Origin of the sequence: Enterobacter cloacae (assembly GCF_013375935.1) — a bacterium.
Classification (GTDB): Bacteria; Pseudomonadota; Gammaproteobacteria; order Enterobacterales; family Enterobacteriaceae; genus Enterobacter; species Enterobacter pasteurii.
Genome location: NZ_CP056117.1, coordinates 3,679,619 through 3,706,025, shown reverse-complemented (window position 1 = coordinate 3,706,025; position 26,407 = coordinate 3,679,619). Strand labels below are relative to the sequence as shown.

Below are 26,407 nucleotides of genomic sequence, written 5' to 3'. Positions count from 1 at the left end.
TGGTAGTAGTGTAGTTGCGTAAATTTCCTGCATCACAACGAGCGATGTAAGGAAATGGATTATGAAGATTGTCGGGGCTGAAGTATTTGTAACCTGCCCGGGGCGTAACTTTGTCACCCTTAAAATCACCACCGACGACGGTATTGTCGGCCTGGGGGATGCCACGCTGAACGGACGTGAACTCTCCGTTGCCTCCTACCTGAAAGACCACCTGTGCCCTCAGCTGATAGGCCGCGATGCGCATCGCATCGAAGATATCTGGCAGTTCTTCTACAAAGGGGCTTACTGGCGCCGTGGCCCGGTCACCATGTCGGCAATCTCCGCCGTGGATATGGCCCTTTGGGACATCAAAGCGAAAGCCGCTAACATGCCGCTGTATCAGCTGTTAGGCGGGGCATCCCGTGAAGGGGTGATGGTCTACTGTCATACCACCGGCCATACCATCGACGACGTGCTGGAAGACTATGCCCGCCATAAGGAGATGGGCTTCAGGGCGATCCGCGTTCAGTGCGGCGTGCCGGGGATGAAAACCACCTACGGCATGTCCAAGGGGAAAGGGCTGGCATATGAGCCAGCGACCAAAGGGGACTGGCCGGAAGAACAGCTGTGGTCTACTGAAAAATACCTCGACTTCACACCAAAACTGTTCGACGCGGTACGCAGTAAATTTGGATTTAACGAACATCTGCTGCACGACATGCACCACCGCCTGACGCCAATTGAAGCCGCGCGCTTCGGCAAGAGCATCGAAGAGTACCGCATGTTCTGGATGGAAGATCCTACCCCCGCAGAAAACCAGGCGTGCTTCCGCCTGATCCGCCAGCACACCGTCACCCCGATTGCCGTAGGCGAGGTGTTTAACAGCATCTGGGACTGCAAGCAGCTGATTGAAGAGCAGCTCATTGACTACATCCGCACCACTATTACCCATGCGGGCGGCATCACCGGGATGCGTCGAATTGCGGACTTTGCCTCACTCTACCAGGTGCGCACCGGCTCACACGGTCCTTCGGATCTGTCGCCAGTCTGCCATGCGGCGGCGCTGCATTTCGACCTGTGGGTGCCTAACTTTGGCGTGCAGGAGTACATGGGCTACTCGGAGCAGATGCTGGAAGTCTTCCCGCACAGCTGGCGTTTTGATAACGGCTATATGCATCCGGGCGATAAGCCAGGGCTGGGCATTGAGTTTGACGAAAAGCTGGCGGCGAAATATCCGTACGATCCGGCCTATCTGCCGGTGGCCCGTCTGGAAGATGGCACCCTCTGGAACTGGTAAACGAGGAGCGAATAATGAAAAGCGTAGTAATCCAACAGCCAAATGCGCTGGTGATTGAAGAACGTTCCCTCCCGCTGCCGGGCGCTGATGAAGTCCGCGTCAAAATTAAGCTCGCCGGGATCTGTGGTTCAGACAGCCATATCTATCGGGGGCATAACCCGTTTGCGAAATACCCGCGCGTGATCGGTCACGAGTTCTTTGGCGTGATAGACGCCGTAGGCGAGGGCGTGGAGAACAGCCGTCTGGGCCAGCGCGTTTCCGTTGATCCGGTGATCAGCTGCGGGCACTGCTACCCCTGTTCTGTGGGTAAACCGAACGTTTGCACCTCGCTGGTGGTGCTGGGCGTGCATCGCGACGGAGGCTTCAGCGAATACGCCGTCGTACCGGCTAAAAATGCGTGGCGCATTCCGGATGCGATATCTGACAAACATGCCGTTATGGTGGAGCCGTTCACCATTGCCGCCAACGTGACGGGGCAGGCAAAACCAACCGAACAGGACGTGGCTCTGATCTATGGCGCAGGTCCGATGGGGCTCGTCACCGTGCAGGCGCTGAAGGGCGTTTATAAGGTGAAGCAGGTCATCGTGGTCGATCGTATCGACGAGCGGCTGGCGATGGCGCAGCGCAGCGGTGCGGACTGGGTAATCAACAACGGCGAGCAGCCGTTACCGGCCGCGCTGGACGAAAAAGGTATCAAGCCGACGTTAATCATTGATGCCGCCTGTCATCCGACGATTTTGCAGGAGGCGATCGCGCTGGCTTCTCCGGCCGCGCGTATCGTGCTGATGGGCTTCTCCAGCGACCCGAGCCAGATCGTGCAGCAGGGGATCACCGGCAAAGAGCTGTCGATTTTCTCTTCGCGCCTGAACGCCAACAAGTTCCCGGTCGTCATTGACTGGCTGGAAAAGGGGCTGATCGACCCTGAAAAACTGGTCACCCATACCTTTGACTATCACCACGTTACGGACGCAATCGAGCTGTTTGAAAAAGACCAGCGGCGGTGCTGCAAGGTCTTGCTCACGTTCGACCAATAACAATTCATGCGGTTAAGAGCCTGCGAAGACAGGCTCTAAGTGGTACGCATCTTACCTTTCAGAGATAGCCATTATGACTCATGTACAACCTCAAAGAACGACGTCGGATCTGGTGAAAGCCGCCGTATCCGGCTGGCTGGGCACCGCCCTGGAGTTTATGGATTTTCAGCTCTACTCCCTTGGCGCCGCGCTGGTATTCCATGAAATTTTCTTCCCTGAACAGTCCGCCGCCATGGCGCTGATCCTGGCGATGGGCACCTATGGCGCTGGCTATATCGCGCGCATCGTCGGAGCGTTTATCTTCGGCAGAATGGGGGACAGGATTGGCCGTAAAAAGGTGCTGTTTATCACCATCACCATGATGGGGATCTGCACCACCCTGATTGGCGTATTGCCGACCTACGCGCAGATCGGGATTTTTGCGCCGGTGCTGCTGGTGACGCTGCGTATTATTCAGGGGCTGGGCGCGGGGGCGGAAATCTCCGGCGCGGGTACCATGCTGGCGGAGTACGCGCCGAAGGGTAAACGCGGCATCATCTCCTCGCTGGTGGCAATGGGCACCAACTGCGGGACGCTGAGCGCCACGGCTATCTGGGCCGTGATGTTCTTTGCCCTCGACCGCGAAGCGCTCGTCGCCTGGGGCTGGCGCGTGCCGTTCCTCGCCAGCGTGGTGGTGATGATTTTCGCCATCTGGCTGCGCATGAATCTGAAAGAGAGCCCGGTGTTTGAGAAGGTTAACGACGCCGAAACCGTTGCGCCGGTCGCCGTGCAGGATACCTCATTAGGCGCGATGTTTAAGAGCAAATCCTTCTGGCTGGCGACGGGGCTGCGCTTTGGTCAGGCGGGGAACTCAGGTCTGATCCAGACCTTCCTGGCCGGGTATCTGGTGCAGACGCTGTTATTTGATAAGGCGATCCCAACCGATGCGCTGATGATCAGCTCGATTCTCGGCTTCCTCTCCATCCCGCTGCTGGGCTGGCTGTCCGATAAGGTGGGGCGTCGCCTGCCTTATATCATCCTTAACATTTCAGCCATCATTCTGGCTTACCCGATGCTGTCGATTATCGTCGACAAGAGCTACGCGCCGGGCGTGATTATGCTCTCTATCATCGTTATCCATAACTTTGCGGTGCTCGGGCTGTTTGCGCTGGAAAACATCACCATGGCGGAGATGTTTGGTTCGCGAAACCGCTTTACCCGCATGGCGATTTCGAAAGAGGCGGGCGGCCTGGTAGCCGTAGGCTTTGGTCCGGTGCTGGCGGGGATCTTCTGCAACATGACCGGGTCCTGGTGGCCGATCGTTGTCATGCTGGTGGCGTACTCGCTGATTGGGTTAATTTCTGCGTTGATGATGCCTGAAGTTCGCGACCGCGATTTAAGCCTGGCGGAAGACGCGGCTGACCCCCTGCGTCAGAACGCTGCCGCCGCGGAGCAGCAGAAATATGGAGCCCTGTCATGAGCTTCATTAACGATAACTTTATGATTGGCAATGCCAGAGGCGTCGAGCTCTATCGTGACGTCGCAAAAGCGCTGCCCATTATTGACTATCACTGCCACCTGGACGCGAAAGATATCTTCGAAAATAAAAACCTCGAGAATATTACCGAACTCTGGCTGGCAGGCGATCACTATAAATGGCGCGCCATGCGCGCCAACGGTATTGACGAAAAATACATTACGGGCAATGCCCCGGCGGAGGAGAAGTTTGCGGCGTGGGCCGAAACGGTCGAAGCGAGCTATGGCAATCCGCTTTATCACTGGACGCATTTAGAGCTTCACCACTATTTTTCCTGTGACGAACCGCTGGGCAGCCATAACTGGCGTGAAATAATGGAACACTGTAATCGGCTATTACAACAGCCTGATTTTACGCCGCGGGAACTTATTAAGCGCTCAAGGGTAGAGGTTATTTGCACCACGGACGCGCCGCTTGATGATTTACGTTACCATCAGCTGTTGCGTGATGACGCGACGTTCAGCGTGAAGGTATTACCGACCTTCCGCCCGGACGATGCTTTTTCACCAGACGCACGTCAGTTTGCTGCCTTTGTCGATCGGTTAGGAGAGAAGACCGGGGCGGCAATTCAGACCTTCGACGATTTTGCCAGAGGGATGAGCCAGCGTATTGCCTGGTTCCACGACATGGGGTGCCGAATTTCCGATCATGGCCCCGTGGAGATCCCTTTTCAGGCAGCGGATGAAGGCCAGGTTGAATCCGTATTTGCCCGAAAACGCCGGGGCGAAAATCTGGACGCACGTGATAACGCGATTCTCGACAGCGCCATTTTTATTATGCTGGCGCGTTATTACAGGCAGCACGGCTGGGCAATGCAGATACACTTCGGTGCGATTCGCAACAATAATTCCCGCATGTACCATTCTCTTGGCAGTAATACCGGTTTTGACTCGCTGACCGACCAGTCGAATCTTGCGGCCAACCTCAACCAGCTTCTGGATGCCATGGCGCAGGCTGAGGCCTTGCCCAAAACCATCCTGTATAACCTCAACGCCAGCTATAACGATATCGTCGCGACGACTATCGCCAACTTTCAGTCTGCGGAGTTGGGCGTTAAATCCCCGATACAGTTTGGCTCCGGGTGGTGGTTTAACGACACCCGACGCGGAATGGAAAACCAGCTGAACAGCCTTGCGGATCAGGGGCTGCTAATGAATTTTGTCGGTATGCTGACCGATTCGCGCAGCCTGGTTTCGTATACCCGACACGATTATTTCCGCCGCATTTTGTGCAATCTCATCGGTGGCTGGGTGGAGCGCGGGGAGGTTCCGGATAATAACGCCATCCTCACGAAGATGGTTAAAAATATTTGCCACGATAATGCTGAAAACTATTTCAGATTTTAAATTCTACTCGCTGAGTGGGGATGAAACATGTCTCGGACTGTAAAAAAAATTACCATTCCGGTTAGTATCGGCTACGGGCTAACGGATATTATGGGCGGCGGTGCATTTACCGTTATCGGCGCCTGGCTATTATTTTTCTATACAACATTTGTCGGGCTATCTCCGGTTGAAGCGGCGTCTATTGTCGCCATCGCGCGTATTGTCGATGCTGTTGTAAGTTTGTTTATGGGGAGCTTCACGGACCATTTTTACAAAAACTATTTTGGTAAAAAATTTGGCCGTCGGCGCTTCTTTTTGCTCATCGGCGCACCGCTAATGCTGGTCTACGCGCTGCTGTGGCTTGACGGCATGACATACGGCTTTTATCTCGCGGTCTATCTGGCGTTTGAAATTATTGCTGCAATGGTGCTGATCCCCTGGGAAACGTTACCATCAGAAATGACGAAAGACTTTAACCAGCGGACCAAGCTTTCTACCTGCCGCATGTTTCTTTCGGCATCGGGGACGTTTCTGGCGACATTCATTCCCGGATTGCTGATTGGCTATTTCGGTGAAAACAGCGCCCATGCCTATCTCATTAACGGCGTTATTTTTGCCGTCCTGTTTATGGTGTGCGTATTTATCTCGTGGAAAGTGACCTGGGAGCGCGAGCTGACGCCGGAAATGCTCGCCGGGCTTGAAAAAAGCAGGCACCCGCAAACGGCACTGGAGAAGCTGGTCGCCTTTGGCCGACTTTTTAAGGAGTATGGCTCAACCCTGAAAATCCGGGCCTTCAGAAAACATCTCGCCATCTATCTGCTGTCGTTTACCGGCAAAGACGTTTACAACACCGTGTTTGTCTTTTTCTGCGTCTACTGTCTGCATGTCTCATCCTCGCTGGCCGGCACGCTGCTGTCGATGAGCATCGTGGGGCTGCCCGTCACGCTAATCGCAGGCGTAGGGATCATCAAATATGGGCCATCGAAGCTGTACGTATTTGCCTATTCACTGATGTTGCTTTGTCTGGGTGGCTTCTTTGCCGTGTACCAGATCCCCGCGCTGAATACCGTCGCGACGCTGGTCATTCTGGCCGGAGTGTATCAGGTGGGGCGCTGCGTGCTTGAATTTACGCCGTGGAACGTGTTTCCGTTCATTCCGGATATCGATGAGATGGTGAGCCGTCAGCGTCGTGAGGGGCTGTTTGCCGCGGTAATGACCTTCTCCCGGAAAACCACGGTCGCCATCGCCACCTTTATCGTGGGCCTTCTGCTACAAAGCGGCGGCTTTGTTAAAGGGAGCCAGACGCAGCCAGCGGAAGCCATCCACACCATCGCAATGCTTATGTTCATCGGTACCGCTGGCCTGCTTATTCTGGCCCTGTGGCAGGCCCTGACGTTCAACCTGAACAAGCGTACGCACAAAATCTTTGTAGATGAGCTCGATCGTCTGAAGGCAAACGGGTCTCCTCAGCGCGTGTCCGCCGAGGCTCGCCGGGTCGTGGAAGATTTAACCGGCTATCCCTACGACAGGTTGTGGCGCGAGCCGACGGTGCGGCCTGGCGAGGAGCCGGTGCGCACCTCGGTATGATTTTGGTTTATATCTTTTGCCGGATGTCACACAACTTGATTCTTATATCACACCAGTTAGCCGAAAGTTAATGTAAATCAATGTTCACGGCAGCGTAACCAGTATGGTGATCGGCAAGACACAATAATGACGCTGCCATTCTAGTTGGTGTAGTCAACAGGCGCTGTCGCTCTAACGGAGAGCGGCAGCGGTTCTCAGCTTCCTTTATCAAACGAGTCACAATCATGGAAAACCGGTTATTACAGGCTAAAGCCACGCTTCCTCAGTACAATCGCGACGCGCTTAAGGCCCGCATTGTTCACCTTGGATTCGGCGCGTTTCATCGCGCGCATCAGGCGGTGTATGCCGATATTCTTGCCGCCGATCGCGGCAGCGACTGGGGTTATTGTGAAATTAACCTGATTGGCGGCGAACAGCAGATAGCCGATCTTAAGGCGCAGGATAACCTCTATACCGTGGCAGAAATGTCTGCCGATGCGTGGACGGCGCGCGTGGTTGGCGTCGTCAAAAGCGCGCTGCATGCGCAGGTCGACGGGCTGGAAGCCGTGCTGGCGGCGCTGTGCGAGCCGCAGGTTGCCATCGTTTCACTGACCATCACCGAGAAAGGGTATTGCCACTCCCCGGCAACCGGAAAACTGATGCTCGATCATCCGTTAATCGTTGCAGACCTGCAAAACCCGCAGCAGCCCAAATCTGCACCTGGCGTCGTGGTTGAAGCGCTGGCGCGTCGTAAGGCGGCGGGATTACCGGCATTCAGCGTGATGTCGTGCGATAACATGCCGGAGAACGGCCACGTGATGCGCAATGTTACCTGCGCCTACGCGCGCGCTGTTGATGGCGAGCTGGCAGACTGGATTGAAGCTAACGTCACCTTCCCGTCCACCATGGTGGATCGCATCGTGCCCGCCGTCACGGCCGATACGCTGGATAAAATCGAGCAGCTGACCGGCGTACGCGACCCGGCAGGCGTGGCCTGCGAGCCGTTCCGCCAGTGGGTCATTGAAGATAATTTCGTTGCCGGACGTCCGCAGTGGGAAGAGGCGGGGGCGGAGCTGGTTTCTGACGTTATTCCGTTTGAAGAGATGAAGCTGCGTATGCTAAACGGCAGCCACTCGTTCCTGGCGTATCTCGGGTATCTGGCGGGCTATCAGCACATTAACGACTGCATGGAAGACGAAAACTACCGCGCCGCCGCCCGCGCGCTGATGCTAAACGAGCAGGCCCCGACGCTGAAGGTGAAGGGCGTTGATTTAGCTCACTATGCCGACCTGCTTATCGCGCGCTACAGCAATCCGGCGCTGCGTCACCGCACCTGGCAAATCGCCATGGACGGCAGCCAGAAACTGCCGCAGCGCATGCTGGATCCCGTGCGCTGGCACCTGGCTCACCAGACGCCTTTCCCGCTGCTGGCGCTGGGCGTGGCGGGCTGGATGCGTTATGTCGGCGGGGTGGATGAGCAGGGCAACGCCATCGAGGTGAGCGACCCGCAGCTGGCGGCGATTCAGGCGGCGGTAAACGGTAGCACCGAGGGCGAAAGCCGCGTTAACGCGCTGTTGGGCATTGAGTCTGTTTTTGGTAACGAACTGCCGCAGGACGCGGTTTTTGTGGGGGCTGTTATGCAGGCCTATCAAACGTTACTGCAAAAAGGGGCGAAAGCCACGGTTGCTGAATACGCCGCCCGGCTTTAATGCTATGACATGCCGCCGTTCGCGGCGGCATGTCGGGGCATAGCTTAGTGCATCCCCAGGCGAATCAGCTCAATCGGCTCGAACTTACCTTCGCATCCTTCCACTTCAACCGTTTTGCTACGACGCACCTGCTCGGCGTTAAGGCCGTCGCTGTGGATCGCTTTAATCACGCCGAACTGGCCTGTACCGCTAATCATGACGCGGCTGCCGGTGGTGATTGCATTTCGGTTACGGTCGTATGTCATCATGGTATTTTCTCCTCTCTCACTTATCCGTTACGGCGCTATTCCAGCGGCTGCCGTTCACGGGGCACTATTAATACGCCTCTCTTCGCCAAAATTATTTGTTTTTGATCAAGCTCACACTTTTTTCTTATTTGAGAGCGGCGTTGACGGTTCAGCACATCCCTTTACAAAGCGGACAGTTCTTTTACTAAACTGATAGTTTCGACGCGTAAGCGTTTAGGGTTCGTTTATATCCGTAATGCCATTCTTGAAGCAGGAAATAACCCTTCACCGGAAAAGGAGTCAGGCTTATGTACAAGAAAATTTTGATGCCTGTTGACGTGTTTGAAATGGATTTAAGCGACAAAGCGGTACGCCACGCGGTCAACCTCGCGAAGGCGGAAGGTGCGACAATTACGCTGGTCAACATTCTGCCCAACAGCAGCCGTTCGCTACTTCGGGGCTTCAACGCGGATATTAAGAAGTTCGAAGAGTATATGACCGCCGAGTCCGACAAGAAAATGAAGGCGTTGAAACGCCTGTTTGATATGGCCCCGGAGAATATTGATTGCGAGGTACGCTTCGGCAACGTACGCGACGAAATAATCAAGCTCAGCAAAGAGGGGGAATATGACGTCATCGTCATCGGGTCAAAAAATCCGAGCATCACGACGCATTTGCTTGGTTCAAATGCCGAAACTATCCTGCGCTACGCCACTATTCCGGTATTAGTGGTCCGTTAAACGCGTCGCCGCAACCGAAAGGGGGCGGCGAGGCTTTATTCTTCGCTAAACCACTCGCTGTTTTCCTGACGAATTAACTGTACCGACTCGCTAATTTCCTGGAGGTGCAGCGTCATCGCTTTTTCTACGGCCTCCGCGTCGCGTTTTTCCAGCGCGCTGAAAATATCGTGATGCTGGCGCAGCAGCATTTCTGGCGGAGACACGTGGTCGAGGCTCATATAGCGCACGCGGTCAATGGTGGCTTTAATATTCTCGACGGTATCCCAGGCTAACTGGCACTCGGCAATCTGCGCCAGCTTCTGATGAAATTCATCGTCCAGCTGGAAAAAGTCATTTAGCTGTTTGCGATCGATGGCAATACGTTGCTGATGCAGGTTTTGCTCCAGCAGGTAGCACTGGTTGTCGTTGATGAGCGTCGCGGCGCGGCGCACAACGGCGCACTCAATGGCCTGGCGTACGAAACAGCCGTTACGCACCTGCGAAAGCGAAATTTTATTGACGTAGCTGCCGCGCTGGGGGCGGATCTGAATCAGGCCGTTTTCCGCAAGCTTAATAAACGCCTCGCGCACGGGCTGACGGGAAACGTCAAAACGTACCGAAACCTCTTTTTCTGAGAGCGGCGTACCCGGCGGGATCAGGCAGCGAACAATATCGCGTCGTAATATGCGATAAATTTGCTGATTAACGGGCTGGGTAGGATTAAGTTGCGATTCAGCGGCCATGGATTGTGATTTCTCAGAGAGTTAACCTGAACATACTACCATTCTTTTGCACGCCGTCACATACCCGGCCCGCAGGCCGGGAAGGGCAGTTTAGCCGCGATGCACGTTCAGCCCGGCATAGCTTTGGCTAACCGGCATCATTTCAACGGTATTGATGTTGACGTGCTTCGGCAGGGTGGCAACCCACCACACGGTTTCGGTGATGTCTTCCGGCGTAAGCGCGTTGGCATTTTCATAGGTTTTATCCGCCTTCGCATCATCGCCCTTGAAGCGCACGTTGGAGAACTCGGTTCCGCCGACCAGGCCTGGCTCAACGTCGGTCACGCGGATGGCGGTGCCGTGCAGGTCGGTGCGCAGGTTCAGGCTGAACTGGCGGACGAAGGCTTTGGTTGCGCCATACACGTTGCCGCCCGCGTAAGGCCAGCTGCCGGCGGTGGAACCGATGTTAATGATGTGCCCACGGTTGCGCTCAACCATGCCCGGCAGCACGGCGCGGGTCATGTACACCAGCCCTTTGTTGTTGGTGTCGATCATGTTTTCCCAGTCTTCCACGCTGGCTTTATGAGCAGGCTCCATGCCCAGCGCCAGGCCGGCGTTATTGACCAGAACATCAATTTCGCGCCATTCGGCAGGCAGGTGAGCAATCATCTCTTCAATGGCGGCGCGGTTGCGCACGTCCAGCTGTGCGGTCAGGATGCTGTCGCCCAGTTCGTCCTTCAGCTCCTGAAGGCGCTCCTGACGACGGCCCGTTGCAATCACTTTGTGTCCGTTGGCGACGAAGCGACGCGTGATGCTTTCACCAAAACCCGCTGTCGCCCCGGTAACTAAAATAATCATCTCACTGTTCCTCAACGCTTTTTGTGTGGTACTAACATAGCACGCTCTCCGGCACGTCGTTAAGGCAACATTTGTATGACACCGTTGCAGGCCGGCGCAGGCTGGCCTACTCTGGGGAGAAATACCGTGCTCAGGAGTAAACGATGTCGGTCAACAATCCGTTTTTTGAAAGTAGCCTGTTGCCCTATCAGGCACCACGTTTTGATGCGATCAACGACAGCCACTATCGTCCGGCCTTTGATGAGGCAATGCGCCTTAAGCGCGCGAAAATTGATGCGATTATCGCGCAGAGCGCCGCGCCGGACTTCGATAACACCGTGCTCGCGCTGGAAAAAAGCGGGGCCATGCTGTCGCGCGTCAGCAGCGTGTTTTTCGCCATGACGTCCGCACACACCAACGATGACCTCCAGGCGCTGGACGAGCAGTTCTCGGCCGAACTGGCCAATCTGGCGAACGATATCTGGCTTAACGATACGCTTTTCGCCCGCGTGGAAGCCGTCTGGCAGGATCGCGACGCGCTGGACGCCGAATCCCGCCGCCTGGTAGAGGAGACGTATCAGCACTTTGTTCTCGCGGGCGCGCGCCTGAATGCCGATGAAAAAGCAGAGCTGAAAGCCCTGAATACCGAATCTGCCACCCTGACCAGCCAGTTCAACCAGCGCCTGCTGGCCGCGAACAGGGCGGGAGGGCTGGTGGTGGACGATGTTCGCCAGCTTGATGGACTCAGCGCGGAGGAGATTGCCACCGCGGCCCACGCTGCCGCGGAAAAAGGGCTGAAGGATCGCTGGCTGATCCCGCTTTTGAATACCACGCAACAGCCCGCGCTGGCGGCGCTGGCGCAGCGCGAGACGCGCAAAAAGTTATTTTATGCGGGCTGGGAACGCACTCAGCAAGGCGACGAAAACGATACGCGCGGCCTGATCAGTCGGCTGACCGCCTTACGGGCAAGGCAGGCGCAGCTGCTCGGTTTTGAAAACTATGCCAGCTGGAGCATTGCCGATCAGATGGCGAAAACGCCGGACGCCGCGCTCGGGTTTATGCGCGGGATTGTCCCCGCGGCGCGCAGCAGGGCCGCGCTGGAGCAGGCGGATATTCAGAAGGTGATTGACGACGAGCAGGGCGGCTTTGCGGTGCAGGCCTGGGACTGGGCATATTATGCCGAACGCGTGCGCTCGGCAAAATATGCGCTGGACGAGTCGCAAATCAAACCCTATTTCGCGCTCAATACGGTGCTGGAAGAGGGCGTGTTCTGGACCGCCACGCAGCTGTTCGGCATCCGTTTTGTCGAGCGTTTTGATATACCGGTTTACCACCCGGACGTTCGCGTATGGGAGATTTTCGATTGCACCGGTGAAGGCATGGCGCTGTTTTACGGCGACTTCTTCGCGCGTGATTCCAAAGCGGGCGGCGCGTGGATGGGGGATTTCGTTGAGCAGTCTTACGAATTTGCCGCGCGCCCGGTTATCTACAACGTCTGCAACTATCAAAAACCAGCGAGCGGGCAGACCGCGCTGCTCTCCTGGGATGATGTGATTACCCTGTTCCACGAGTTTGGCCACACGCTGCATGGCCTGTTTGCCAGCCAGCGGTATGCCACGCTTTCTGGTACCAATACGCCGCGTGATTTCGTTGAATTTCCGTCGCAGATCAATGAACACTGGGCCAGCCATCCGCAGGTGTTTGCGCACTTTGCCCGTCACTATCAAACCGGTGAGCCAATGCCGGATGCGCTGCGGGAAAAAATGCTCAACGCGACCCAGTTTAACAAGGGTTATGACATGACGGAGCTGCTGAGCGCCGCGCTGCTGGATATGAACTGGCACGGCATTCAGGAGCCGGTTGAGGACGTAGAGGCCTTCGAAGCCGCCGCGTTGAAAAAAGAGGGGCTGGATCTACCTGCCGTACCGCCGCGCTATCGCAGCAGCTACTTCGCCCATATCTTCGGCGGCGGCTATGCGGCGGGGTATTACGCTTACCTGTGGACGCAGATGCTGGCGGACGATGGCTACCAGTGGTTTGTCGAGCAGGGCGGCCTGACGCGTGAAAACGGGCAGAAATTCCGCGAGGCGATTTTGTCGCGCGGCAATAGTACTGATTTAGCTGAACTTTATCGCCAGTGGCGCGGGCACGATCCGAAGATCGAACCGATGCTGGATAACCGCGGGTTGAGTTCGTAAGGGCTTTTTCAGGCTGGAAGCAGAACCGGGCGCGGTGCCCGGTTTTTGCTCGATTTTTTCTTCCCCAAAACTCCTCCCCAAAATGAATTCTAAAATTCTGCGAAATTTGCAGGGGGATACGGTCCAATTATTCACGTAGCTACACCTTCACTTTCACCCATTCGAGACCGCGATCGTTATGATACTGCGCTGTCATCCTGTCTGATGAGTGACCTGGTAGCTGCTGGGTATTGATGCCTTGCCCCTTCATACAGACGCTCCGATAGAGAACGCTGCTCGTGAAAAGTCGGCATTGTTTTCCCATCCTCTACGGAAATGCCAGTACTATCGAACGCGAGTTTGAAGGAGACGCTAAGGCTGTTCTCGCCAACCTGATCGCCTGCTTTCACATTACCGCTAGAGATCACGTGATGGAGAAGCCAGGGGCTTACGACCCGATCCCTGCATCGCTTGATCAACTGCGCCAGTGTAATATCCAACATCTCACAGCGTAGCGAGAGCGGTATAGCCAGTTTCGCCCCGGTCTTTTGCTGCTCAACGTGGAGATGACCGTCCCAGACATCAGAGAACTTCATTTTGGCGATATCGCCGCGCCGTTGCCCGGTAACAACTGCCAGAAGCATGGAGTTCTGGACGTAGGGTGCCATTTTGCCCGCTGCTTCAAATATCGCCTTCCACATCTCAAGGTTCAGTCGGGAACGACTCACCCGAACAACGACTTTTCGTGTGGCCAGAGCCGGGTTATATCCGGGCTCAACTTCGCCAGCGTGTTGCGCCTCTCCTGGCTGAACACCTTGCGAATGGCGTCGGTATCCGAGCAGTGAGCAGTACCCGTGGCCGAAGCCGGTTTATTACCACATCTGCCTCGAGCTGCGTCGCCGCGGAACCGATGGCCAACTGAGCCACAAAGAGCTTGAGCGTGAAGCTAGCGATATTCTGGATATGTGGGAAAAGCGTGTGCTGGCCGAGAAACCGATCCCGCCTGTTTGTAGAGCGTTGGCCGCACCGGTATCGCCGAATGGGCCGACACCGGCAGAGCTTTTGAAAGCCAAATATGAGCGGATGAAAGCTGGTGGGAGGGTATAATGGTGCACTATAGCATTTATATGTCTTTCATGGACATGTCCAGGACGCGATTACATTGGCAGATTTGGTACCGGGCTGGGCTGATGTCATAACATATAAACCTATGGAAAACGGTGGCTTGAAAGATGTTGGACCGTAGACCTGCTTCTCGTTTACTGTAAGTGGGGCTGATATGTCATACGACGGGCTTAGACGTACATCTAAATTGTTTGTGTTAGTTGTATAGTCTATAAATATGCCTGCATTTTTGTTTTCACCTGCAGTCAGCGAGCCAATATCTATTTTATCTGGAATGGTTAATGAATCTTCTACGGTCAATTCACCAAACAAAACAGATTGGTTTCCTGTAACGGTCGTGCTTGGTACCTGAACATTGTTTGAGGTGATTGTTAATTCCGTTGACATTCTATTTAATCTCTCGGGTACAGTTACGTTACGATCAATTGAAGCAAGGGTGGCAGAGGAAGGGCTAGCAGAAACTATTGGGGCCCAGTTGTGTTTTAATATAGCGCAACCGTTTGAATCGGGTGATGTACATGGAATGCTTATTGTCTGGCCAGTTAAACCTGTAAGCCTTTCTCCGATAATTAGCGGTGCAGACTGTTTATCATCTATATTAGGATATATATGTACGTAGTTTCCAGCGAGGGCCAAACCAACATTGGCATCCGGGTAAGTAATAGTTATGTGGAAATTTTTGACCTTGGGGGTTCCCACCGCGATAGTCTTGACCTCAACATTTGTGAGGGCATTGACGGAGCTTGAAACAAAAGGGCTATTCATGCGGGAAGCTTTATAGTTTTCACATTGAAGCGTCGCTGCATTGGCATATTGAGTTACAATATAAATTAATAAAAAAAATTTTTTCATTTTCATAACCTATTTTTATTAGGCATTAACTATAAGTCATGGTGAAGATCACCATGGATTGAAAAGTTCCGCCACTGACGCGACCACTGCCTGTAGCCGCATATCCCGCGGTGAATGTATATTTATCGCTGGACCCTTGGTAATTAAATGTCACCTCTGTCTGTCCATCTGGTGTGAGAATGTTCCCATATTTATCTAATAGTCTAAGTCCAACGTTTTTCGCTGAGTTGGTGTTTAAGAATAATGTTTTGTCACCGTTTGAAACAGCAGAGCCATATGGTTTGATGCTTATCGATGTTACACCGCCGTTGCAATTAAATGATAATGGGAAAAATGTACTTCCTTGAATGGAATTACTGCTATTCAAACTGAGCGTATCCACTTCAGGAAGGGTAACCGAAGAAGATGTTTCATTAAATGCACATGTCTTCGCCTCCAGAACTCCAGTTATAGTAAATTGCGTCGATGTAATGTTAGCTGCATTTAAAGGGGAACTTAAAAAAGTGTATCCCATAACCATTCCGTAAATAATTCTTCGGAGAGTCTCATAACTTTGCATGTATATATGTCCTTTTGTTGGAGGGCGAATCAACGGCAGACTGAACTTATTCGCGCGATAGCAGCCTCTTGCTCTTTATCATTTATACGGTACTGAATCGTACATCGCTGATGTTGTTGTTCACCCCATTTTGCTGTTAAGGAACCTTTATTCTGAAGACCAGACAAATAAACTTGTCCACCGTCTCCTACAATTCCACTGATCTTATCGCTGCTTACCATGGCACCAAATGGAAGTGGTTTACCGTTGCGAGTAATGTTCATGATGGCGCGGTGACCACGCTGAACATCAAAACTTGCTCGAACGATTGCGCCTTTAGTCGGCACAACTCGAGCTACACCGCTGTCAATTTCAGTTTTGTCATCGAGCGTACTGGTATCCAAAGAAATGTTATTTTCACGATAGGCAGTGGCATAAGGCTTGATGGCATATCCGCGCCAATCAGTTGTGACACCAGTTGCACCTTTAACGTCTGCACCGCTGGCTCCCGGTGCAGCAACTAGCACTGCACTTTCCATCACTTGCTGTCCCTGAGTCAGACCATTTCGGTGCGCTATAAGGGCACCACTTAAGCCGTAGTTCACACGCTGGTAATCATCGCTGTAACTGTATCCTAGTGACGAGTTGCCATAACCGCCGCGATGATTTAATCCAGCGTTTCCGGTACCGCCGCGGCTGCCACCATTTCCGCTGTGACTATATCCTTGTGAAACATTCCAGTTAAGGGTATTGCCTTCCAGAGCCGTACCGCTCAATCCAGCTTGCTGACTCAGGTTGCCATGATTATCCCTGCTGCCATAAAACGTAGCGTGGACAGATCGTGATTCTTTTTTCCATGAAAATAGCTGGTCTAACGGGACCGACAGCGAAAAGTTGAAAATCTTATCCGTCCAGGACGGATTTCCTTCATTCTTCTGCTTATTAAAGCTATAAGAAAGCGAGTAGTTAACAGGCCCCAGGGTACTGCTATAGCCACTTTGTAGCGATGTGTTAGAGCTACCGGAATTCCAATAGGTCTGCTTAACACCAGTTATGTAGATAGAGCCCGCAGTACCAAGACTCTGCGAGATATTCGCTTCCAACCTGGCGCGTTTGGTGTTGTACAGATTGTAATAGTCGGAATATGTGTCCTGAACACGGTTACCATATTCATCATACTCTTCGTGATCGTATAAGCGCCCACTCATGGTTTTCAGCGCTGTTTCGTCAAGGGTATGGAATCCCTTCGTCGAATATCGATATCCTGTTAAACGGAGATTCGTACCAGTAGGATTAAATGAATGCGCATAGAGGAATCTGACCGATTGCCCTTTGTGGCTCGAACCATCCGCCAGAGTACTGTCCGCATGCGTTACGTCTGCAGATAATGCTCCGATTGCACCCATGTTGATGCCCAGCCCCAGTTGCTCCGCCAGGTATTTATCTGAATATTGTGCGCCACCATATAGGGTTACATTGTGTGGAAGTCCCCATAAGAGAGTTGCCTCACCAAAAGCAGGATCGTCGTAACGGTCGCTATTACCCGTAAAGCGTCCTGCAGTCATGCTGTATGTCATCCTGCCTTCACGCTGTAGTAACGGAACAGAGGAATAGGGCATAGTAAACACGTGTGTATTACCGCTGGCTTCTTTTACGCTCACTTCCAGATCGCCACTGCTATACATGGGGTAGAGATCTGTTATCTCGAATGCGCCAGGAGATACGTTAGTCTGGTAAATGCTATAACCATTCTGGCGAACCAGTACCTGCGCGTTGCTTTCAGCTACGCCGCGGATCACCGGGGCGAATCCCCTCATGGTGTCCGGATACATGTTGTCATTTGTCGACAGGCTGATGCCTTTGAAACCCAGTGAGTCAAAAATCTGATTTGATGTCGAACTCTCACCAATCACCAGATTGCTGCGCAGGGGGATGACAGAACGTTCGATATAAGTCTTTAAGCGTTGCCATGAATGCTGGGTTTGGTATTTGTTGCTGTAGTAACTCCAGGTTCGAAAATCACGCAACCGCCAGGCTCCAAGATTGATGCCGCTATTCAGGTTAAGGAAGTAATTATCACTGTCCGATTTGCCGGCAAAGGTGTTGCCACCGCTGAAGTTATAATTTAGTAAAACGGCATTAATACCTTCATCCCAGAGAGAAGGGTCAATATATCCGCGTGCCTGATTATGTAGTGAAGCCTGCGGGATGCTGATAAAAAGCTGCATTTTAGTGAAATCAAAGCGAGTAAATGCATCCGGTATGACTTTCTCCGGCGTTACACATTCTGCCTCTTCAAGAGAATTGAGCTTCGGAAAAAGAGCGACTTTCACGCCGAATGAAGCCAGCATTTCCCGTGTTAGGCATGCTGAGAGCCCTGTATTATCTCTACTGCGCTGCTGTTCAGTTTCTTCTTCTCGTTTTTTAAACGTTAGCGTTTGTTGACCCAGGCTTCTGTCATTCAAAAACACCTCAACCAGATATTCTCCAGGCCGCTGCGAGCCAGAAGCCTGGAAAATACTCAGATCGGCAGCAGCATCAGCATCCACCCCCAAAAATTCTGGCGGGAAATAGAGCCCTGAGGCATTAGCGGCGAAACCGGCTTGAATAAATAAACCTGTCAGGGCTATCGATAAAGTAGACTTCTTCATAATCTTAACCAGAGGCAGAACTATTAGAGGAACAAATGCGTTATGTGTTTTACAGACTTTGCTTTTGCTGAGCAGAAACCGCACCGTAGTCGTTTATTGTGCTGTAGGTCAGCATTCGAGGATTTCCTGATACTGACAGGGATTCAGTACTAAATGGCGCCACCATTATGTCAGCAACCTTGCGACCATCGAGTGCGACCTGAACCATAGTTATGTGATAGGGGGAAGGATTGCTGATTTGCACTTGGTTCCCGCTCCGTTTAAAGGTCAGCATCGATGGTGCCTTTTCGACAGGAACATCGAGACCAGAGGGGCGTACAAACATTTTGATGCGCGTAACAGCTGCGAGCATAAGTGTGTTTTTCCCTTCCATCTTTGATTTGTCAACTGACGGAATTGCCTTCGCGTTGAAGTAGTACAACGTTTCTCTGTCTTGTGGTAGGGAAGGACCACTGAAAATTACACGTAACATATTTTGGTCGCCAGGGTTACTTACATATAGCGGAGGAGTAATAATAAAGTCAGTGGATTTGTTACCCTGTGCATTCTCCGCCCAGGACTGAACAAGATAGCTGGTTTCTTTTGACGAATTACGAACAGACAACGTTGATTGTTTGGCTTCTAAGGGATAAACAAGTCGTGTTCCGCCCAGAACTATTCCTTCTGCTAAAGCGAGTTGCGAAAAAAGAATCGTAACGCTTAAGAATAAGCCCGGCAGTGCTTTGCCGAATAAATTATAAAACATTAGATACTCCTTTTGGATAGAACTAATAGTTAATTACCCCGAGCTTCATGTGCCCGGGGGCGATTTGATTACTCGTAATTCACTCTAAAATTAACAGTGCCGTTTGCTTCGCCAGCTGTTATGTTATTTTTAAACGCGATGTATCGAGCAGCAAAAAAGAATTCATCAGAACCACCTGTTCCGACGGTTTTAAGTGCTGTTGGAGATGAACCGTCAATTTTTAACGGAGTGGCATTGTTATCCATATCTAAAATCTGAATACCTACTCCATCAGCCACTGTGCCGGTACCAGTGACCCGAAGTACGTCAGCAGCCTCAGCAATTCCCTGGAAGGTGATGGAGGCGCTAGCTAGATTGCATTGATCTAGTATGATTCTGAATGTTTTGTGTTGCGATACAGAGCCCTGCGTTGACAACACGCTGGACTCAACCTCTCCTAGAGGTACCACTTGTCCGACGGATGAACTATTGAGTACGCAGGTGTTTTCTTTTATTGAACCGGTAAATTCTACTGTGCTACGTTGCCCTTCTGATGCTGCATACGCGGACGCAGAAACCATAACAATGGAAGCAATAGATGCTATAGAGAAAATATTTTTCATTGAGATATCCTTAGTTTCAAAAATATTAATTCTGCTTTCAGAATTAATAGGGTGGAATGCACTGCGGGTAGTGAATGATACATACTGCTCGCAATGACTATTATTTGCATAGTGAATGCGTGATCACAAAAATCACTATGAATAATTAATCTCGCTGGCAACAAACGTTCTTACTTCATTCAAATGCCTCAAGTTTAATTTTCTAGCTATGATTGCTATGCGAGTGTAAATTGTTTTGTTATTGACATTGGCTAGTTTCGCAACGCTCGATACATCTGAGTGTTGAGCTACTGACCAAGCGACTTCTTTATCTTGTCTGGATAGTACTGATAGTTCCGACATCATAATTAAGTGTTGCTTTAAATCTGACCAGTCAATAGGCTCTCCAGTTTTCAGCAAGTGTATAATGTCAATCAAGTTGTCATCACGTCCGAATGTAGCTAATGGACCTAACACTTTTGAATGAACATTAATTCCTTTTAATATATATATATACTGGTTGGCTTTGAGTTCGATACCATCTATTTCATCCAGTATTTCTGAAAGAGATGTATAGGAGTCAATGTCAACAATGCAAGCATGTGTTTTAGGAATGATTTCCCTGAGCAAATGAATGAATGCAATTTTGATATAGTTGTTCTTTGTAAAAATTCTGTGTCGCATTTAAAGACTTAAACCTATTGATGAGAATCTAATGCGAATAATGCATATTCTCAATTTTTTGTTAAAGATACTTAATGGCAAAGTGTTCAATACATACTGGGCGAGAGAATAAATATCCCTGAAAAGTGAGAACACCTTTCTCTTTAAGCAGTTGGTATTGTTCTTTGGTCTCTACTCCTTCAGCAATAAGTTGTATACCGAGACTCTTAGATAGCAATAAGATTGCATCGAGTACGTTTGAGTAAACCAGAGAGCCATTGCTGATGACTGTAAGACATCTGTCGATTTTTATTGTGGAAAACCCAGCATGCTCAATGTACTTGAGACATGAGCTTCCACTTCCAAAGTCATCAATAGCAAAACGCACACCTGACGCGGTCAATTGTTGCATAGATTCAAGAGCAAAATCATCGAAGTTCATGGTTCCGCGTTCAACAATTTCCAACACTACAGCTATACGGCCTTCAAATGTTTCATTAAACTCTGTGACCGCTTCAATTACTTTTGGCGCGTTCAGTTGCTTTGCACAAATATTGAAAGAAAGATAGAAGTCGTTTGGTAAAGCTCCGACATATCCTTCAAAAAAGCTTTTAACCCCCGAAAGCAGAGAACATGTGACATCATTAATGACCTCACAGGATTCCATGGCAGAAAGGTATTTTTCTGGGGTGTGAAGAACACCATCTTTTAGAACTCTCAGTAACACCTCTCCACCAACAATCACATCATCCTTGTACACCGGCTGAACATAAGGCACAAATTCAGCGCCACTAAGTTCCGCTGATAAGATCGTTTCTCTAATCAATGTGCGTGCTTTGATGAAGAAACGTTCTGCCTTCATGGCCTTCATGAGCACTTTGGTGCTTATCATTTTGTCGCTCCTTATCTACTGGATTCGCTACCCGGGATATCACTTCTTTCCCCGGACTGTGAATGGCGGTAGAACGGAAGACTGCTCCTGAAGATTAAGAACCTGCTCATTCACTTCTGCGAATAATCCTATCAACCAAAAACGCCATGTAGATAGATGTATTGTGGATTTGTTAAAATACAAATCAATATGCTGATAGTGTGTGAGTTTACAAGCAATGAGACTGGGAAAGCTTTTGTCGCGCCTAGCTGTGCTAGGATGAAACAAAGAAGCTGATGGGTTTCCGTAAGTTGGAGAAACGAGAGAAACCATTCAATTACCATCATGGATAAGGAGTCAGAGATGGTTTTCGTGATTGATAATAGGGTTTTCTATCGCTCGGAAGATGGTGCAATATGGCCATCCGGAGATGAAGGCTCTACTGTCATTCTTACCCTGACAATGAACAGACTTCTTGCATGTCTTCTGAAAAAGCATGGTCAGGTTCTGACGCGAAATGAACTTCTGGATAGCGTATGGGATGCTCATGGTCTCCGTTCTTCTAGTCACACGCTAAACAAATACATCTCCGAACTTAGAAAACATTTCGTACAGTTTGGGATTGTCGAGGAGTGTATTACTACGGTGCCTCGCGTTGGTTTTATGTTTAATAGTGATGTCGAGGTAAGGGTTCTGACTCAATCCACTATTGAGGATGAGTCTCGGTTAGAAGATGAAAAAAATGATGCGCAAGTAGTAAAAGAATGCTCGACCATGCGAGTTAAATATAGAAAATTACCGATCGCTCTGGCATTGATAGTCTTTTTAATAAGCGCGACCTTGATTGCGTTAGGGCTTAGGGTTCCATCAAAAGATTTGGCTCAGGTAAGAGAACTGAAGACTTATTTTCTCTTTAACTATGGATCGTGCCCTGTATACACTGTACAAAGAAATTCCGCATCGCTTTCTGAACAAAAAAAAGATTTGTTCATCGAGTTGGCAAAGGCCAATGGAATTGACTGTCTGGATGGAACCTCATTCTTGTATCAGGTTTCTGAGTCATATCTCTATGGCAACAAAGGACGAGCTTTCATCAGTCGATGTACGTCAAGAAACGATAAATACATTTCATGTCTGAATAACTATTGGAATGGTTATGAACGCACTCAATAAAAAAACAGGGTTGATTGCTATACTTCTACTCGTTGTGCTGGTGTTATCTGTTTGGTTCTATGTACACAAACGGCAGAATCAAAATTTTCTAAAAGTTAACTGCTCAACGATTCTACGCTATAACCATCAGGATCCTGATTTCGTTGCGACGTTGGACCTGGTCTTTCGTTTAGATGAAAACCATGACGGCCAAGCTGTCTTGTCTGGAAATATACACTCTGACAAAGGGTCTAATATTATCTCAAGAACAGTATTGTTCAGTTATGAAATGAATAGGCCTGGCGAGATCTCCATAATGGATACACGTTACGTGAAAACTCACCGCGACACGGCTGATGAAGAGAGCTTCAAAAGCAGTTTCTTTTATGTCCCGGATGGAACGGTTCGCCAGCTGAGAGTTGAGCCTTCCAATAATGGTTGGTTGATAGGAAACTTACAGTCGCCGTTTGCTCTGTGCGTGAACAGAGAAGGATAAAACAATTCATTTCTGCTGTGGGTAGATTCCCCGCCCGCAGCAGTGCCACAAACCATTCTGATTTCACCCTGATTTCCAATCCTCAAGAACCTTAAGCCTCCATTATGTCCACGGTAAGAAGCTGTCTGTAGTTTGTCAGGCGATTTCATCATCATGGTGTTTTGGGTTAGGTGCCCTTAAAGCGTTGCAAAATCAGTGAGATATGTTTATAAATATACTGTATGCACATACAGTAATTCATTGCGGAGGGATAAATGAAAATCGAGCTAACCATTGATCGCATGAAGAAACTTCCTGATGGAGCTATACCTGCGCTCGAGTCAGAACTGCTCAAAAGACTCAGCAAGCAGTTTGATGATTGCCTGCTAACAATCAAGCGTACCAGTAATGACGGTTTGACTGTTTTCGGGGGCGACAAGAATGAGGTCGAACATATCGTGCAGGAGACCTGGGAAAGCGCGGACGAGTGGTTTTATTAATCGCGTGAATTTCACTGGAGCAGTTTCAAAGAGTATCGCTGTTTGCGTTCCCCTGGCTGTTCCCGATTACTGTTTACCGCGTCTATAAGTCGCTCTGGGGGAAATAGTGTGTAGTGCAGATGCCTTTAATGCAGATGATAAATGGTACGACGTGGTCAGAAGGGCCGATAAAGCAGTTATCTATAGCTTCCTGGCGGAAGAGAAATATCTGGTTTATCGAGTAAATGGAATAGTTTCATTACGACCGTTACTCGAAGAGGAAGAAATCTTCACTCTCAACGGGTTCATGCAATTTGCAAAACGGCTTGGGTGCTGAGTTACACCACCGTCTGATATTATTCTTTCATAGACCTGAACACCCTATACCTGATGCGCCACGGAGAGAACCATGGCGCTAGAATTACAACTTATTAAACACCACTCAGGAATACTGATCCCGGCTACGCCCGAGACCAGCGATATCCTGCAATCCAAAACCCGGCTCGGCGATGTTCTTGTTGCCGAGTTCAGACGGGTACGAAACCCGGCATTTCATCGGCGCTTTTTCGCGCTTCTCAATCTCGGTTTTGAATATTGGGAACCAACCGGCGGGGCTATCTCTAGCAACGAGCGGAAGCTCATCACCGGCTACGCCAAGTTCCTGGCTTCTTATGGCGGAAATGAGGGGGGCGCTGATCGATGCTGCTGGGCAGTATCTTGAGCAGGTTGCACACCGGCGCGTCACGAATGGCATTAGCCTTTGCAAATCCTTCGATGCTTACCGCTCACGGGTGATAGTCGAGGCTGGGCACTTTGATGCCATTCAGTTACCCGACGGAACACTCAAAAAGCATCCTCGCAGCATTTCATTCGCCAACATGGACGAGCTCGAGTTTCAGCAACTCTATAAGGCCGCGCTCGATGTTCTTTGGCGCTGGGTCCTGTCCCGTTCATTCCGCAGTCGCGATGAGGCCGAAAATGTCGCCGCGCAGCTGCTTGGCTTCGTGGGGTGACGGGTATGAAATATTCTTGGTTCCACCACACCGATTGCAGCACCGAACAGGCCGACGAGCTGGTTAAGCGTTACAAAGCGCGCGGCGTCCGTGTTGAGCGTAGCCTTAACCCGGATTACGTGACCTGGACTGTAAGTGCATTCCTTCCGACATCTAACACTCCAGCGCGCCCGGACAGCCGCTGGCGAAACCGGATGTGGGGGTGAACGTGAAGACATATCAAATCACTTCTGGAGAATCGTGGATTGAGTGCGTAAAGGCATTACGGGCTGAAGACAGAACCGGGCGTAAAGCCCGGTTTTTTGCCTGAATTTGTTTTACCCAAGAACACAATAAGGATAGAAACGTCCGGCTTTGGAGATAAATCATGGAGATTGTCCAACCTGTCTGGCCTGCCGGGGTCTATTTTTGTTGTGTCTGTTGCGATTTTTTTACTGCTTTACCTGGGAAAGTTAAAAGTTAACAGGCTCCATAAATACCCGCTATTTATTGCTTATATGGTGTTCGTTATTGCTATGGCAGCCGTTCAGCTAAATATCTTTGCAAATGACTACGAATTTGTCAGAGGGTTTTTACATATTGATTTTGCCCCCTATCGATATGACTCGGTGTATTGGGGATGATCTGAATTTACAAGACTGCCATCTGGCCGTCTTTTTTTACCCCCTCGCGCTAAGTTAGCGCGCTGTAAAGATGCATTGACTGGGGAGGTGAATTCGGCATAATTTATTCTTGTGGTGAATGTTTTTGTGACAAGGGCATTCCGGTTAACTGCCCTCTGCGGGTATGCGCATGTCTTTGCTGACAGGGGCAACGTCACCGGGAGACACCACATTCTGTCTGCAAAGTTTGTCCCACTGGAAGGGGTTGAAGTGCTTAAGCTTAATTCATCTGTATTCGTTTTATTTCTTCTGTCAGGCTGTAGTGCCGATCTGGTTCTCAGCCCTCCTGAACAACCTGAATATAAATCAATGCCTGAAATAACCCAGTCTGTGACGCCATCACAACAGCGTGCCATTATGGCTGGTGAAAGGCCCGACTGGTCAGAAAGGGCACCAGTCAACACAATGAAGCGATATTAATAAATACCTGTCCCACCTTTATTTTACGTCGATGACAGGGAAACTCCGGCATACGCCATGGCGGGTTTCCCTGTCACTAAACGCCTGTTACTCATGCGTCAGCCACATGTCTGACTCTTCAAACATTTCCTCAAGCATACGGTTCAGCTTTTCCCGGTCGCTTTTGCTGGCATCGCTATTCAGGCCGTTCGCCTGCATCGGTTTAACCTTAACGCTGGCATCAGGAAAAATTCGGTGCACGCGTTTTGTCAGTTCAGCCAGAATTATCTCCCTGGCTCCCTCCAGCCCCTGTACGTTGCGCTTGTCATAAACCAGTTCAACAAACATCTTTTTTCCTTATGAATATTAATTATGCGAGTCAGTCTGAACGTAAAAATACTACTGTATATTAGTACAGTCAAACGACATTCCGGCTAAAGAAGTGCCATGCCGTCCTTCAGCTTGTCGCGTTGATGACAATCTATTCATTTAGTCTTTAAAACGAGCAGTCGAAGCGTTTAAGCGTAAAATTTACAAAAACCATAATTCGAAGCCAGAGAGAAACTTACAAGCGAAACGGTGAAGGTTTAAACAGTCGCTGCGGTTCAGCTGCCTTGCGCGTGCTTCAAAACAAAACTACTGTATATAAAAACAGTAGTAGAGGTATGCGTAATGGAATTTATCAGACCTGCAGAACTGCGTGAGATTATCGCGCTTCCACTTTTCAGCGATTTAGTTCAGTGCGGATTCCCAAGCCCGGCTGCCGACTATGTGGAACAGCGCATCGATCTGAATGAGCTTCTCGTTGCTCATCCCAGCTCGACGTATTTCGTGAAAGCCGCTGGTGATTCGATGATTGAGGGGGGAATAAGCGACGGCGATTTGCTGGTAGTGGATAGCTCCCGAACGGCCGAGCATGGAGATATCGTCATCGCCGCGGTGGAAGGGGAATTTACCGTTAAGCGCCTGCAGCTGCGGCCTACCGTTCAGCTCAATCCGATGAACAGCGCTTATTCGCCGATTATCGTTGGCAGCGAAGACACGCTGGACGTCTTCGGCGTGGTTACATTTATTGTTAAATCGGCCAGCTGAT

The 26,407-nt window shown here is 50.6% G+C and carries 25 protein-coding genes and 2 pseudogenes; 15 read left to right on the top strand and 12 right to left on the bottom strand.

Annotated elements, in window-relative coordinates; translation table 11 throughout:
* Positions 1–61 precede the first annotated feature (61 nt).
* The 6 genes from rspA to HWQ14_RS17275 all read left to right on the top strand — a co-directional run bounded on the left by rspA (position 62) and on the right by HWQ14_RS17275 (position 8,426).
* The gene (rspA, locus tag HWQ14_RS17300; protein ID WP_148421080.1) at positions 62–1,276 is read left to right on the top strand and encodes a starvation-sensing protein RspA; all 1,215 of its coding nucleotides are present in this window, start codon (positions 62–64) and stop codon (positions 1,274–1,276) included.
* A 14-nt stretch (positions 1,277–1,290) separates the two neighbouring features.
* Complete coding sequence (locus tag HWQ14_RS17295; protein WP_176610447.1) at positions 1,291–2,310, top strand: Zn-dependent oxidoreductase; 1,020 nt, start codon at positions 1,291–1,293, stop codon at positions 2,308–2,310.
* Positions 2,311–2,383: 73 nt separating this feature from the next.
* Positions 2,384–3,769 carry an MFS transporter gene (locus HWQ14_RS17290; RefSeq protein WP_148421084.1) on the top strand — a complete coding sequence of 462 codons (1,386 nt, stop codon included), beginning with the start codon at positions 2,384–2,386 and terminating at the stop codon, positions 3,767–3,769.
* The gene (uxaC, locus tag HWQ14_RS17285; RefSeq protein WP_176610446.1) at positions 3,766–5,172 is read left to right on the top strand and encodes a glucuronate isomerase; all 1,407 of its coding nucleotides are present in this window, start codon (positions 3,766–3,768) and stop codon (positions 5,170–5,172) included. Before HWQ14_RS17290 ends, uxaC begins: the two co-directional genes overlap by 4 nt.
* 27 nt (positions 5,173–5,199) lie before the next feature.
* Positions 5,200–6,738 carry an MFS transporter gene (locus HWQ14_RS17280; RefSeq protein ID WP_176610445.1) on the top strand — a complete coding sequence of 513 codons (1,539 nt, stop codon included), beginning with the start codon at positions 5,200–5,202 and terminating at the stop codon, positions 6,736–6,738.
* 224 nt (positions 6,739–6,962) lie between these two features.
* Positions 6,963–8,426 carry a mannitol dehydrogenase family protein gene (locus HWQ14_RS17275; RefSeq protein WP_176610444.1) on the top strand — a complete coding sequence of 488 codons (1,464 nt, stop codon included), beginning with the start codon at positions 6,963–6,965 and terminating at the stop codon, positions 8,424–8,426.
* A gap of 44 nt (positions 8,427–8,470) precedes the next feature.
* Here the strand turns inward: HWQ14_RS17275 and ydfZ are convergent, their stop codons facing one another.
* Positions 8,471–8,674 carry a putative selenium delivery protein YdfZ gene (gene ydfZ / locus HWQ14_RS17270; protein ID WP_148421092.1) on the bottom strand — a complete coding sequence of 68 codons (204 nt, stop codon included), beginning with the start codon at positions 8,672–8,674 and terminating at the stop codon, positions 8,471–8,473.
* 287 nt (positions 8,675–8,961) lie between these two features.
* On the opposite strand from ydfZ, the gene HWQ14_RS17265 reads away from it, so the two are divergent.
* Positions 8,962–9,393 carry a universal stress protein gene (locus tag HWQ14_RS17265; protein WP_148421095.1) on the top strand — a complete coding sequence of 144 codons (432 nt, stop codon included), beginning with the start codon at positions 8,962–8,964 and terminating at the stop codon, positions 9,391–9,393.
* Positions 9,394–9,428: 35 nt separating this feature from the next.
* Here HWQ14_RS17265 and HWQ14_RS17260 read toward each other — a convergent pair whose 3' ends face one another.
* The gene (locus HWQ14_RS17260) at positions 9,429–10,115 is read right to left on the bottom strand and encodes a GntR family transcriptional regulator (protein ID WP_176610443.1); all 687 of its coding nucleotides are present in this window, start codon (positions 10,113–10,115) and stop codon (positions 9,429–9,431) included.
* A 90-nt stretch (positions 10,116–10,205) separates the two neighbouring features.
* Positions 10,206–10,952 carry a bifunctional NADP-dependent 3-hydroxy acid dehydrogenase/3-hydroxypropionate dehydrogenase YdfG gene (gene ydfG / locus HWQ14_RS17255; RefSeq protein ID WP_148421099.1) on the bottom strand — a complete coding sequence of 249 codons (747 nt, stop codon included), beginning with the start codon at positions 10,950–10,952 and terminating at the stop codon, positions 10,206–10,208.
* A 143-nt stretch (positions 10,953–11,095) separates the two neighbouring features.
* Between ydfG and dcp the strand changes: the two genes are divergently transcribed.
* Complete coding sequence (gene dcp, locus HWQ14_RS17250; protein ID WP_176610442.1) at positions 11,096–13,129, top strand: peptidyl-dipeptidase Dcp; 2,034 nt, start codon at positions 11,096–11,098, stop codon at positions 13,127–13,129.
* A 176-nt stretch (positions 13,130–13,305) separates the two neighbouring features.
* Here the strand turns inward: dcp and HWQ14_RS17245 are convergent, their stop codons facing one another.
* Entirely contained in the window at positions 13,306–13,776 is a 471-nt protein-coding gene (locus HWQ14_RS17245; protein WP_245166416.1) for a tyrosine-type recombinase/integrase, read from the bottom strand.
* A 160-nt stretch (positions 13,777–13,936) separates the two neighbouring features.
* On the opposite strand from HWQ14_RS17245, the pseudogene HWQ14_RS23465 reads away from it, so the two are divergent.
* Positions 13,937–14,215, top strand: a pseudogene (locus tag HWQ14_RS23465) (replication protein P); the annotation flags it as partial.
* A gap of 27 nt (positions 14,216–14,242) precedes the next feature.
* Here HWQ14_RS23465 and HWQ14_RS17235 read toward each other — a convergent pair.
* The 7 genes from HWQ14_RS17235 to HWQ14_RS17205 all read right to left on the bottom strand — a co-directional run bounded on the left by HWQ14_RS17235 (position 14,243) and on the right by HWQ14_RS17205 (position 21,155).
* A complete protein-coding gene (locus HWQ14_RS17235) occupies positions 14,243–15,085 on the bottom strand; it encodes a hypothetical protein (RefSeq protein ID WP_176610441.1) in 843 nt (280 codons plus the stop codon).
* A 25-nt stretch (positions 15,086–15,110) separates the two neighbouring features.
* Positions 15,111–15,644, bottom strand: coding sequence for a fimbrial protein (locus HWQ14_RS17230; protein ID WP_148421105.1), 534 nt, complete (start codon positions 15,642–15,644; stop codon positions 15,111–15,113).
* 29 nt (positions 15,645–15,673) lie between these two features.
* Positions 15,674–18,274: a fimbrial biogenesis usher protein gene (locus HWQ14_RS17225; protein ID WP_148421107.1), complete on the bottom strand. Its 2,601-nt coding sequence runs from the start codon at positions 18,272–18,274 to the stop codon at positions 15,674–15,676.
* 49 nt (positions 18,275–18,323) lie between these two features.
* Complete coding sequence (locus HWQ14_RS17220) at positions 18,324–19,019, bottom strand: fimbria/pilus periplasmic chaperone (RefSeq protein WP_176610440.1); 696 nt, start codon at positions 19,017–19,019, stop codon at positions 18,324–18,326.
* 68 nt (positions 19,020–19,087) lie between these two features.
* Entirely contained in the window at positions 19,088–19,621 is a 534-nt protein-coding gene (locus HWQ14_RS17215; RefSeq protein WP_148421111.1) for a fimbrial protein, read from the bottom strand.
* Between the two features lie 135 nt (positions 19,622–19,756).
* On the bottom strand, positions 19,757–20,284 hold the full coding sequence (locus HWQ14_RS17210) for a hypothetical protein (RefSeq protein WP_176610439.1): 528 nt from the start codon (positions 20,282–20,284) through the stop codon (positions 19,757–19,759).
* Between the two features lie 61 nt (positions 20,285–20,345).
* Positions 20,346–21,155, bottom strand: coding sequence for an EAL domain-containing protein (locus HWQ14_RS17205; protein ID WP_176610438.1), 810 nt, complete (start codon positions 21,153–21,155; stop codon positions 20,346–20,348).
* Positions 21,156–21,497: 342 nt separating this feature from the next.
* On the opposite strand from HWQ14_RS17205, the gene HWQ14_RS17200 reads away from it, so the two are divergent.
* The 5 genes and pseudogenes from HWQ14_RS17200 (at position 21,498) to HWQ14_RS17180 (ending at position 24,459) form a co-directional block, all read left to right on the top strand.
* A complete protein-coding gene (locus HWQ14_RS17200; RefSeq protein WP_176610437.1) occupies positions 21,498–22,307 on the top strand; it encodes a winged helix-turn-helix domain-containing protein in 810 nt (269 codons plus the stop codon).
* Positions 22,291–22,782 carry a hypothetical protein gene (locus HWQ14_RS17195; RefSeq protein ID WP_176610436.1) on the top strand — a complete coding sequence of 164 codons (492 nt, stop codon included), beginning with the start codon at positions 22,291–22,293 and terminating at the stop codon, positions 22,780–22,782. The genes HWQ14_RS17200 and HWQ14_RS17195 overlap by 17 nt, the downstream gene beginning before the upstream one ends.
* Positions 22,783–23,036: 254 nt before the next feature.
* On the top strand, positions 23,037–23,261 hold the full coding sequence (locus tag HWQ14_RS17190; protein ID WP_176610435.1) for a DinI-like family protein: 225 nt from the start codon (positions 23,037–23,039) through the stop codon (positions 23,259–23,261).
* 388 nt (positions 23,262–23,649) lie between these two features.
* Positions 23,650–24,253 (top strand): annotated as a pseudogene (locus HWQ14_RS17185) (DUF1367 family protein).
* Positions 24,254–24,258: 5 nt separating this feature from the next.
* Positions 24,259–24,459 (top strand): hypothetical protein, encoded by a 201-nt coding sequence (locus HWQ14_RS17180; RefSeq protein ID WP_071957454.1) that lies wholly within the window; start codon positions 24,259–24,261, stop codon positions 24,457–24,459.
* Between the two features lie 963 nt (positions 24,460–25,422).
* Here HWQ14_RS17180 and HWQ14_RS17175 read toward each other — a convergent pair.
* Positions 25,423–25,662, bottom strand: coding sequence for a DinI family protein (locus tag HWQ14_RS17175; protein ID WP_148419412.1), 240 nt, complete (start codon positions 25,660–25,662; stop codon positions 25,423–25,425).
* Positions 25,663–25,986: 324 nt separating this feature from the next.
* On the opposite strand from HWQ14_RS17175, the gene HWQ14_RS17170 reads away from it, so the two are divergent.
* A complete protein-coding gene (locus HWQ14_RS17170) occupies positions 25,987–26,406 on the top strand; it encodes a translesion error-prone DNA polymerase V autoproteolytic subunit (RefSeq protein ID WP_148419413.1) in 420 nt (139 codons plus the stop codon).
* Position 26,407 lies beyond the last annotated feature (1 nt).

Bases quoted from the DNA above. Each gene is read 5' to 3' on its own strand.
- rspA (WP_148421080.1), top strand. From the start codon at position 62: ATGAAGATTGTCGGGGCTGAAGTATTTGTAACCTGCCCGGGGCGTAAC.
- HWQ14_RS17295 (WP_176610447.1), top strand. From the start codon at position 1,291: ATGAAAAGCGTAGTAATCCAACAGCCAAATGCGCTGGTGATTGAAGAA.
- HWQ14_RS17290 (WP_148421084.1), top strand. From the start codon at position 2,384: ATGACTCATGTACAACCTCAAAGAACGACGTCGGATCTGGTGAAAGCC.
- uxaC (WP_176610446.1), top strand. From the start codon at position 3,766: ATGAGCTTCATTAACGATAACTTTATGATTGGCAATGCCAGAGGCGTC.
- HWQ14_RS17280 (WP_176610445.1), top strand. From the start codon at position 5,200: ATGTCTCGGACTGTAAAAAAAATTACCATTCCGGTTAGTATCGGCTAC.
- HWQ14_RS17275 (WP_176610444.1), top strand. From the start codon at position 6,963: ATGGAAAACCGGTTATTACAGGCTAAAGCCACGCTTCCTCAGTACAAT.
- ydfZ (WP_148421092.1), bottom strand. From the start codon at position 8,674: ATGATGACATACGACCGTAACCGAAATGCAATCACCACCGGCAGCCGC.
- HWQ14_RS17265 (WP_148421095.1), top strand. From the start codon at position 8,962: ATGTACAAGAAAATTTTGATGCCTGTTGACGTGTTTGAAATGGATTTA.
- HWQ14_RS17260 (WP_176610443.1), bottom strand. From the start codon at position 10,115: ATGGCCGCTGAATCGCAACTTAATCCTACCCAGCCCGTTAATCAGCAA.
- ydfG (WP_148421099.1), bottom strand. From the start codon at position 10,952: ATGATTATTTTAGTTACCGGGGCGACAGCGGGTTTTGGTGAAAGCATC.
- dcp (WP_176610442.1), top strand. From the start codon at position 11,096: ATGTCGGTCAACAATCCGTTTTTTGAAAGTAGCCTGTTGCCCTATCAG.
- HWQ14_RS17245 (WP_245166416.1), bottom strand. From the start codon at position 13,776: ATGGCACCCTACGTCCAGAACTCCATGCTTCTGGCAGTTGTTACCGGG.
- HWQ14_RS17235 (WP_176610441.1), bottom strand. From the start codon at position 15,085: ATGAAAAAATTTTTTTTATTAATTTATATTGTAACTCAATATGCCAAT.
- HWQ14_RS17230 (WP_148421105.1), bottom strand. From the start codon at position 15,644: ATGCAAAGTTATGAGACTCTCCGAAGAATTATTTACGGAATGGTTATG.
- HWQ14_RS17225 (WP_148421107.1), bottom strand. From the start codon at position 18,274: ATGAAGAAGTCTACTTTATCGATAGCCCTGACAGGTTTATTTATTCAA.
- HWQ14_RS17220 (WP_176610440.1), bottom strand. From the start codon at position 19,019: ATGTTTTATAATTTATTCGGCAAAGCACTGCCGGGCTTATTCTTAAGC.
- HWQ14_RS17215 (WP_148421111.1), bottom strand. From the start codon at position 19,621: ATGAAAAATATTTTCTCTATAGCATCTATTGCTTCCATTGTTATGGTT.
- HWQ14_RS17210 (WP_176610439.1), bottom strand. From the start codon at position 20,284: ATGCGACACAGAATTTTTACAAAGAACAACTATATCAAAATTGCATTC.
- HWQ14_RS17205 (WP_176610438.1), bottom strand. From the start codon at position 21,155: ATGATAAGCACCAAAGTGCTCATGAAGGCCATGAAGGCAGAACGTTTC.
- HWQ14_RS17200 (WP_176610437.1), top strand. From the start codon at position 21,498: ATGGTTTTCGTGATTGATAATAGGGTTTTCTATCGCTCGGAAGATGGT.
- HWQ14_RS17195 (WP_176610436.1), top strand. From the start codon at position 22,291: ATGAACGCACTCAATAAAAAAACAGGGTTGATTGCTATACTTCTACTC.
- HWQ14_RS17190 (WP_176610435.1), top strand. From the start codon at position 23,037: ATGAAAATCGAGCTAACCATTGATCGCATGAAGAAACTTCCTGATGGA.
- HWQ14_RS17180 (WP_071957454.1), top strand. From the start codon at position 24,259: ATGAAATATTCTTGGTTCCACCACACCGATTGCAGCACCGAACAGGCC.
- HWQ14_RS17175 (WP_148419412.1), bottom strand. From the start codon at position 25,662: ATGTTTGTTGAACTGGTTTATGACAAGCGCAACGTACAGGGGCTGGAG.
- HWQ14_RS17170 (WP_148419413.1), top strand. From the start codon at position 25,987: ATGGAATTTATCAGACCTGCAGAACTGCGTGAGATTATCGCGCTTCCA.